General features: G+C 48.6%; 6 protein-coding genes. 2 read left to right on the top strand and 4 right to left on the bottom strand.

Translation table 11 applies throughout. The features are described 5' to 3' along the window. The first annotated feature begins 156 nt into the window (after positions 1 to 156). Positions 157 to 1,401, top strand: coding sequence for a hypothetical protein (locus tag ACTHMC_RS06135; protein ID WP_440411775.1), 1,245 nt, complete (start codon positions 157 to 159; stop codon positions 1,399 to 1,401). A 22-nt stretch (positions 1,402 to 1,423) separates the two neighbouring features. Here ACTHMC_RS06135 and ACTHMC_RS06130 read toward each other — a convergent pair whose 3' ends face one another. The 4 genes from ACTHMC_RS06130 to ACTHMC_RS06115 all read right to left on the bottom strand — a co-directional run bounded on the left by ACTHMC_RS06130 (position 1,424) and on the right by ACTHMC_RS06115 (position 5,028). Next, a complete protein-coding gene (locus ACTHMC_RS06130; protein WP_440411773.1) occupies positions 1,424 to 2,515 on the bottom strand; it encodes an AI-2E family transporter in 1,092 nt (363 codons plus the stop codon). 254 nt (positions 2,516 to 2,769) lie between these two features. After that, positions 2,770 to 3,207: an SRPBCC family protein gene (locus ACTHMC_RS06125; RefSeq protein WP_440411771.1), complete on the bottom strand. Its 438-nt coding sequence runs from the start codon at positions 3,205 to 3,207 to the stop codon at positions 2,770 to 2,772. 8 nt (positions 3,208 to 3,215) lie between these two features. Continuing rightward, the gene (locus ACTHMC_RS06120) at positions 3,216 to 4,349 is read right to left on the bottom strand and encodes an AAA family ATPase (protein ID WP_440411769.1); all 1,134 of its coding nucleotides are present in this window, start codon (positions 4,347 to 4,349) and stop codon (positions 3,216 to 3,218) included. Further along, on the bottom strand, positions 4,312 to 5,028 hold the full coding sequence (locus tag ACTHMC_RS06115; RefSeq protein ID WP_440411767.1) for an RNA ligase family protein: 717 nt from the start codon (positions 5,026 to 5,028) through the stop codon (positions 4,312 to 4,314). Before ACTHMC_RS06115 ends, ACTHMC_RS06120 begins: the two co-directional genes overlap by 38 nt. A gap of 190 nt (positions 5,029 to 5,218) precedes the next feature. On the opposite strand from ACTHMC_RS06115, the gene ACTHMC_RS06110 reads away from it, so the two are divergent. Then, positions 5,219 to 6,706, top strand: coding sequence for a metallophosphoesterase family protein (locus ACTHMC_RS06110; RefSeq protein WP_440411765.1), 1,488 nt, complete (start codon positions 5,219 to 5,221; stop codon positions 6,704 to 6,706). The last annotated feature ends 110 nt before the right edge of the window (positions 6,707 to 6,816 follow it).

The following is a 6,816-nucleotide window of genomic DNA, read 5'->3' as shown; positions in this document are numbered from 1 at the left end:
TTTTCATTTAAAATTTATTGTTGTTCACTGAAGTTATTCCAATAAGCATAATTGCCTGTACTCACTGGACAAACCCCGGAAAGGAATTGACCAACCCCGGCCCCGGCCATGTATCCTTACCCGGTCATCTTCAGTTTTTTTGACTAAGTTGCCACCATGAAATGGCCAATCCTGTTGATTACTGTACTAGGCTGCTGTTCCGCCAACGCACAAACTGATCAGTGGACAGGCATCTGGAAGATGACCTGGAAACGGGTGGGATACACAGATATCAATTTCCAGCTGCATATCGGAAAAGCTGAACAGGGGGTGCTATACCCTGCAGTGATCACCATCACTCAGGGTAAGTTCACCGGCATGTACGAACTGATGCTGGCGCGCAAGAATGAGACCCAACTAGGTATCGGCCGCGGCAAATATCCCATTCAGCAAACTCCTTTCTCACTGGGCATCTGGCTCTGGTATTTCAACGGTAACCTGGAGATGAAGAACAATACTATCAGACTGAACAGGATGTTCATCGACAAAGCCGATTTCTGGATGAGGGGATTGTATGATGAAGATGAGATCTGGGTTCACTCCAAAGTAATGCTGCGCGATTTCCTGTACCGCGAGCCTATCACACTCACCAAAGCAGGCAACAAGCCATTGGCAGATTCAAGTATTCAGCGGATCCTGCATCCGGAAATCAGTAAAATCTATCTTGGTAAATACGATAAACAGGAATCGAAAAACAGTACAATCACGATCCGTCTGGGTGACAATGAAAAATATGATAAGGACACCGTGACACTGCTGCAGAACGGTCGGGCAATCTTCACCCGGGAACAGATCAATGATAATAACAGGGTACAGCAACTTAAACTTGATACGGGCCGCAACCTGCTGGTTCTTTTCGCGGACAATTACGGGAACCTGCAACCCAATACAGGCAGCCTGCGGGCAACTATCGATTCGCAGGAGTATGAATTCTCTTTTTCAAACCGAAGTAATGCTTACGCTACATTCCTGGTGGCAGATATATATCACACACCTTTAAAAACAATACCGGTTGCTGATACTCCTTCAAGGAGAAACACTACGTCCATTGCAACGCTTACCATCAATACAACTGATATCGTACTGGAATTGAGAGATACGGAAATACAGGATGGAGACAGTATTTCATTACGTGTGAATGGCAAATGGATCGCCAGAGGATTCCCTGTAAAAAAGGCTGTTCAGCAGATTCCGGTCAAACTTAAAAAAGGAGAAAACCGCTTACTGTTTGTAGCAGACAACCTGGGCTCCATTCCTCCGAATACTGCCGAACTCTGTATCAGATATGGGTCTCAGACAAAAACGCTCACCCTGAGCACTGATCTGGCCCGCGACAATGAGATCATCCTGATGGTGGAATAGATCAGTTGAACCAATCAACCGCTCAGGCCTGTAAAACCGTTTTTTCACCCTGGTCCTGTTTCCTTTCCAGCCAGGAAGTGAACACTGTATAAAAGACCGCCATGATGATGGCGCCTTTGAACATTCCGGTAAATCCCCAGGCAGCCATGCCTCCCACCACTCCCGTGAACAGCACCAGGAAGGGCAGCTTGCCGCCGCTCTTCGCTATCAGCACAGGTTTGAGCACGGCATCTGCCGCAAGTACGGCAGCGCCATAAACACCCAGGAATACGGCCGTTCCGCTATGTCCCTCCAACGCAGCCCAGAGCACCAGTGGCAGCCAGACTACCAATGGTCCTACCTGGATCAGCACCACAAAGAACACCAACGCGGCCAGAAGTATTTTGAAATGAAGTCCGGCTATCGCGAAGCCGATCCAGGAGATCAGCGTGGCAATGAAAGCTGTTCCCATCACTCCTATCGCCACCCCCTTTATCGCATGACCGGTAGCTTCCAACAAACTCAGGCCGTCACGCTTTCCCAGCAGGTGCTGCAGGGTTGCTGTCACAGGCGTTAGTACGCTATTTCCCGCAGCCAGCATAAACGCTGAAATGATGATGCCCAGCATGATCTGCAAGGCTGCCCCGATCACGCCGGCGCCGCCCGTGAGCAGATGATGCAATACCACCTGCAATTGCTGCTCATACCCCATGATGGTTTCTTTGGGATTCTCCTGCAAATGCTGCCAGAAAGATTGAATACTGCTCCCCACCAATGGCCAGTCCGCTACCTTGGGCGACAATGGCGGAATACCGTGCAGTTTCACATCCTCCGCCAGGTGCATTACATCTTTCACATGCTTCCCAAGTGCGGTGATCACATACACAAATGGCAATGCCACTAAAACTATCAACACCACAGAATACAGTACTGCAGCCAGTTTCCTGCGTTTCACCAATCTAACCAGGGCTTCGTAGGGACCGGTGAATGACACATAAAAGATCAGACCGAATGTGAATACACCAAAGAAGATCCTCAGCGTATCAACCAATGCCATGATCAATGCCAGCAATAATAACAATACCAGCACGCTCTCGATGAAGTTGCGGGAAACGGGAGAAGAAAGGCTTCGCATAAGCAGGCGCTTTTCTAAATTTAATATTTAAAAAGCAAACCGCCGCCATGCGATCGCTACAATTCAAAAGCCGCGGGGGTTTTAGGCCTAAGACAGGGGTAGAATATGGGGAAGAAAATGCCACTGTAATGATTGATCGCTTTATTTTCCTTCAGGTTCACGGGGGATTTGCAGGAGGTAGCGGCTTATGCCTGTGGAGGATGCTTTTACTATTTTGTGCACGCCCGGTTTTATATACCGCAAAAAACCGGAAATTAATAAGGAAGAGCTTCGCCTTCACTCAGCCTTCGCAATAACTGCAGTGCCGTATTCCAGTAGAAATTGAAATGTTTGAAGATGACATCTTCAGTAAAATTGGTCTGCGTGAATACCAGTGTGGTAATGCCTTCTGAAGCCATGAGCCGGAAAGTGATGAGTGAATAATTCTCCGGCACATCATCGTGCTGGGAAAGACTGCTCCAGCAATTGTATTTAAGAACGGAGTAAGGTTCAAACCGGAGGATAGTGCCTTTGTTCTCATAAGGAATACCATGCAGGTTTCCTGAGATCACAATGGCACTACCCGTTCTCCAGTCTGATGTAATATCCATTTCTGCATCTGTCATCCACCGCTTCATGATAGCGGGTGTGGTGAGCGCTTCCCAAACCCTGGATGCAGGCGCATTGATGTTAATGGTTTTGTTGATGATCATTCCATAATTTACGCCAATTCCTCCACATTGATGAAAGAAACTGTATGGGCTTCCCAGCCAGCAGGTACTTCCAGCTTACCGATCAGTTTGTCGATGACACGCTGCGGCACAACAGCTTCCCGATTTTTGTTCTGCTTCACCAACGCACTGTATGGTGGCTCCAGGTAAACGATCCGCACTTTCGCTTTGTACGTCATGAACAATTCAATCAGCTGCGTACGCATCTGCCGGGTGGTATTGGTGGCATTCCACACAAAGCCCTGTCCGCGCCTCAGGAAAACTTTCGCCTGCTCCTTCGCCTCCTGGATCACACGCCCATTAGCTGTTTTATCATCAGGCGCCACCTTCCACTTATTGCGGATGCCATCCAGCGATACCAGTGGCCAGTCAGCACAATGCTTCCTGATCCAGGTATCCTTTCCTGCACCCGGTAATCCACTCATAAGGATCACTTCGGCAACAGGCTCCTCAAAAGGAATATAGTCTATATGTGAATCCTCATGCAACAGGTAATGCATCTTTGCGTTGGCATTTTCAAACCTGCGGACAGTTCCCCAGCAATCATACTCTTTACAGAACTCCTCAAAGCAATCGATCCTGTACAACAGGTCTGCCTGATCGGCACAGATGCGGCCCAGCACATCGGCCCTGGCCAGGATGGCCAGCCGGCGCGTATCCACTTCATACGCGGCACGCACCAGCGTCCGCAGCGGATCAGGCCTTTCCAGCAACCAGAGCGGAAGACCGTGATAACGCACCAATCCCACCACCTGTTCGCGGATATGAAAAGGAGCATTCAGTTCCGTGTATAATAATACCCGCGCTGTTTGTGCGCCGCGTTTTGCATGTCCGGGAGAAGAGATGCTACCATCCGGATTGATGATTGTAGTATTGTACTTCTCCATATCATGCATCAGGGCTGCTGCCCGGAGTATTTCTTTCAGGGCTTCATCCAGAGACTGATACTGTTCCATGGCTTCCAGTGCAGCCAGTACCATCTGCGTATGTACAGCAACGTTACCTTCAGCATGATGCACAGGGTCCTGTGGGGTAACACTCATCTTCTTCACCCAGTCAAATTCCTGCTCAAGTAATGACCATTCTTTATTTTTTGTGATCGTCCACATACTTACCTCCTTCATTATTCAATATTGCCCGCCTCCAGTGGCGGGTCCAGTGCTGATCCGTTTTTACATGTCCGTGCCGCACGTACTTGAATACGTGCTGCTCAAACTGATCAACGGGATAACCATGCCAGCTCCTGGTTACAATTCCTTCCATGGTCACAGGCTTTCCATCTTTGGCATCATGCGGCATAAATGCGCCGCAGCCTGTTGCCAGGGTTTTTACTTCCTTCTCAAATGCCAACTGATCTGTCAGCGGTTTGCCAATACTTACTTCCGGTACCACCGGAAGGTCCAGCAGGTTAGCATAAAATTTCGTTTCCTCCCAACTCAGCCACTGATCGCGGTCGCGGATCCCGAACACATAAAAGTGATGATCCAGCTTCCTGTATTCAATGGAGTGCACGGCATAGAGATTTTCTAAAAAGATCTCCAGTGTGCCCAGCTCGTTTTTGATCTGCTGCCAGAACATGCGGATAGACTCCGTCCAGGGAGAATTAGTAGGAGCCGCATGAGAACGAGCAAAAACCCCATACCTGCTCAAACAGTTGTTTTCTCCATCCAGCTTTTCCGTATGCACTATCACCGGCAGCTGTTGCAGGTATGTCCAGTAATTATGTTGTATACGGTCGTCGCTCTCAGTACCCGGAGAAAACGGATAATGATAGGTACGGCCATATTTCTGTGAAATTGCCATTACTATAAAATTAAAATAAAGAAAAGGGAATCCCTGCTCCCGTAGAGGCGGGAGAACTTACATGAGATATGTCAAAAGCATTACATGACTCAAGGCTTTGCAGATTTAAAATGCGGAGGCAAAGATAAACAATTAGTCGTAACTTAATAGTAACCGCAACAAACATTAAACCTTTAAACCTTATCGCAACATGGAACAGGAACTCGCGCAGCGTGTGGCTGCATTAAAGCAGCATCTATCTCCGGACGGATCTCTTCCCGCAGTGATCCAGGAACTTCTCGATTATCTTCCCGATTGTGAATACGAGCTCATCAGCTTTATGGTGGCCAAAGGCGCCTGGTCCGGATTCATTCCATCACCACCGGCCAATTACAAACAAGGTGATGGAGCTGTAGAACTGGGAATGATCTTGTACTGGCTCAATAACCCGGGTGTTATCGATCTTTCCATGTTCACTGTAGTGGAGCAGTATGAAATAAAAGCATTATTGTATCTGATCTCTGCCGGACTTGCTACTTCTCAAATGACGCAGCCGAATGTAAATTATTTCAACAACCATGAACTCATCTATGGAGATGGCAGCGTATTGAGCGCAGAAGTCTGGGCCACTTTCGATCAGGGCTGGCTCATCGCTTTCTTCAACCTGCTAGAGTCATTGCTGTGTAATCTCTGGTACTACGGAGAGAATCTTCCCACCAACAGACCGCCGGTACTGCAACTGCAGGGCGCAAAGCCAGGCACTGTTACCATTGCCGTTCTAGGCGATTGCGGCACGGGAGACAATACGCTTCAACAGGTACTGCAAAATATCGTTTCCAAAAACCCCGATTATATCATTCACCTTGGCGACGTGTATTACTCAGGCACACCCCTGGCCACCAGTAATAACGGAAGCTATTATTTCTTTCCGGGAGAAGAAGTGAGCAATCTCATCAAATGCTGGCCCGCGGCATACAAGGGAAGATCATTCACGCTCAACTCCAATCATGAAATGTACAGCGGCGCCAATGGATATTTCGATGATGCACTGGATGCTTCCCGCAAAGGAGCGAATTCTCTCTTCAATGCGCAGGCAGGCTCCAGTTTTTTCTTTCTGCAACTGGCAGACTGGATGCTGATCGGTCTCGATACCGCATATCAGTCATCCAGCTCCAATGCATTCATGACAGGTACTATCGGCGGAGCCACCGGCTATCAGGGAACCTGGATGCGCAAGATCAACCTGAATCCCGGAAAGACCATCCTCTTCACGCACCACAATGGTTTTGCGGCGGACGCTTCTTCAGTGTCCACACTCTGGGGCGAGATCAATGGCGCGTTGGGAAGAGATCCTTTTGCCTGGTATTGGGGGCATGTGCACAATGGGATCGTGTATAAAAACCCTACCATCATTCCGCCTCCGCCTGGTCAACCGCAACAACCGACCTTCATCACTTCCACGTATGCAAGATGTGTGGGACATGCAGCCATCCCTTATGGCATGGTCACCGGTCTTGCAAAAAAAGTATTGTGGAACGAATCCACTTTGCAGCCTCCGCCTTCACAGCAACTATCGAACGGATATGCAATCCTCACGTTCAGTACCAATAATAATGCAGTAACACAGATCCGGGAAGACTTCTATGATATCAGCAGTCCAATATCAAAATTCAGTGATATTATTTATTCCGGTCAGTAGCAGATATAACTTAACGCACCGTGCGCCAGAAGATGCAGCATGTGCCCAGTCGCTCGCGTCCCCGCGAGTGATCTGTATTAGTTCGCCTCTGGCGAACACAGTACCCGCCA

It is taken from the genome of Pseudobacter sp., from assembly GCF_051955275.1.
In the GTDB taxonomy this organism is placed as follows: Bacteria; Bacteroidota; Bacteroidia; order Chitinophagales; family Chitinophagaceae; genus Pseudobacter.
Note: the sequence above shows the minus strand (reverse complement) of the source record. Positions and strands in the feature narration are given on the sequence as shown.

Coding starts and splice junctions, on each gene's coding strand:
- ACTHMC_RS06135 (WP_440411775.1), top strand. CDS start 157: ATGAAATGGCCAATCCTGTTGATTACTGTACTAGGCTGCTGTTCCGCC.
- ACTHMC_RS06130 (WP_440411773.1), bottom strand. CDS start 2,515: ATGCGAAGCCTTTCTTCTCCCGTTTCCCGCAACTTCATCGAGAGCGTG.
- ACTHMC_RS06125 (WP_440411771.1), bottom strand. CDS start 3,207: ATGATCATCAACAAAACCATTAACATCAATGCGCCTGCATCCAGGGTT.
- ACTHMC_RS06120 (WP_440411769.1), bottom strand. CDS start 4,349: ATGAAGGAGGTAAGTATGTGGACGATCACAAAAAATAAAGAATGGTCA.
- ACTHMC_RS06115 (WP_440411767.1), bottom strand. CDS start 5,028: ATGGCAATTTCACAGAAATATGGCCGTACCTATCATTATCCGTTTTCT.
- ACTHMC_RS06110 (WP_440411765.1), top strand. CDS start 5,219: ATGGAACAGGAACTCGCGCAGCGTGTGGCTGCATTAAAGCAGCATCTA.